Source organism: Acinetobacter sp. YH01006 (genome assembly GCF_013420445.1).
GTDB classification, from domain to species: Bacteria; Pseudomonadota; Gammaproteobacteria; order Pseudomonadales; family Moraxellaceae; genus Acinetobacter; species Acinetobacter pseudolwoffii.
Window position 1 is genome coordinate 1 of sequence record NZ_VOYB01000067.1, and the last position, 1,535, is coordinate 1,535.

A 1,535-nucleotide genomic window follows, 5' to 3' on the forward strand; every position below is an offset into this window, starting at 1 on the left:
CGATAGCTGTATCAATAGCTGTATTGAAAGAGATGCTTGGAAGGATCTGTGCTGCTTCCAGGACATTACTGATCAATTTGGATTGGTATATCAAGTCATGGAGAATAAAGTTGTTGTTCTGGTCCTATATGTTGATAGACGAGGTAGGGTCTATAAAGGCATGCAATCAAATTGGCTCACGGCTTTTGGTTGTTGAGCTTTTTTGAGTAGGTGATTGCTTATATTTTATCGTTTGTTTTGTTGTTTCGATAACTGTATCAATAGCTGTATTGAAAGAGATGCTTGGAAGGATCTGTGCTGCTTCCAGGACATTACTGATCAATTTGGATTGGTATATCAAGTCATGGAGAATAAAGTTGTTGTTCTGGTCCTAGATGTTGATAGACGAGGTAGGGTCTATAAAGGCATGCAATCAAATTGGCTCACGGCTTTTGGTTGTTGAGCTTTTTGAGTAGGTAATTGCTTATATTTTATCGTTTGTTTTGTTGTTTCGATAACTGTATCAATAGCTGTATTAAAAGAGATGCTTGGAAGGATCTGTGCTGCTTCCAGGACATTACTGATCAATTTGGATTGGTATATCAAGTCATGGAGAATAAAGTTGTTGTTCTGGTCCTAGATGTTGATAGACGAGGTAGGGTCTATAAAGGCATGCAATCAAATTGGCTCACGGCTTTTGGTTGTTGAGCTTTTTGAGTAGGTGATTGCTTATATTTTATCGTTTGTTTTTGCTGTTTTAATAGCTGTATCAATAGCCGTATTGGAAGGGACATATTAAAAAAGGCCGCGGTGTACTTCGCAAGCCAGTCCAAATGAGGTACGCCTTTATTCAGGACAATCAGCAAATATAGCCGATCCGTTGTTTATGTTCAACTCTGGATGTTCATCACAGTGATTATTACGCATGGTTAAAGGTTAAAGCAACCAACCAGTAAAACTGCCAAGAAACGGCAACAACTCTTTGGGTAATTCTGGCTAGAATCTGGCTATCGCAAGATTCACTGTGATTTGAAAGATGTTGGTGAGAGTTACGGGATCAATCAGGTCTATCGGTTGATGAAAGCTAATTGTCTTAAATCATAGCGGGGTTATCGTAAACCTAGATCTCATGCTGGTAATACCGCTGTCGTTGCTGCAAACACTTTAGACCGACAATTTATCCAATTCATCCCAACCAACTGTGGGTGACTGAAATCACTTATATCCGTACGCATGAAGGCTGGTTATATCTTGCGGTGGTGATTGATTTATTTTCGCGTCTTGTGGTTGGCTGGTCGATGAAATCCAGAATCACCACAGACCTGCTTTTAAATGCATTATTGATGGCTTTGTGGCGAAGAAACCCAAAGAACAAAGTCCTGATTCATTCTGACCAAGGCAGTCAATACACCAGCCATGGGTGGCAGACTGAACCGTACCGGGTTTGTCGGAGAGTCAATATTCTGAGAGACTATCCCGATGACAAAATTAAAATATACCCCTGAAATCAGAGAAAGAGCGGTTCAATTATTGATTGAATCTGAAAAAGATTATCC

The 1,535-nt window shown here is 39.9% G+C and carries 1 protein-coding gene and 1 pseudogene; both read left to right on the forward strand.

What is annotated here, in order from left to right:
• Positions 1–196: type II toxin-antitoxin system RelE/ParE family toxin (locus tag FTT73_RS16220; RefSeq protein ID WP_373686445.1), on the forward strand; the 196-nt coding region annotated here is incomplete at its 5' end.
• A gap of 577 nt (positions 197–773) precedes the next feature.
• A pseudogene (locus FTT73_RS16485) lies at positions 774–1,409 on the forward strand (IS3 family transposase); the annotation flags it as partial.
• Between the last annotated feature and the right edge of the window lie 126 nt (positions 1,410–1,535).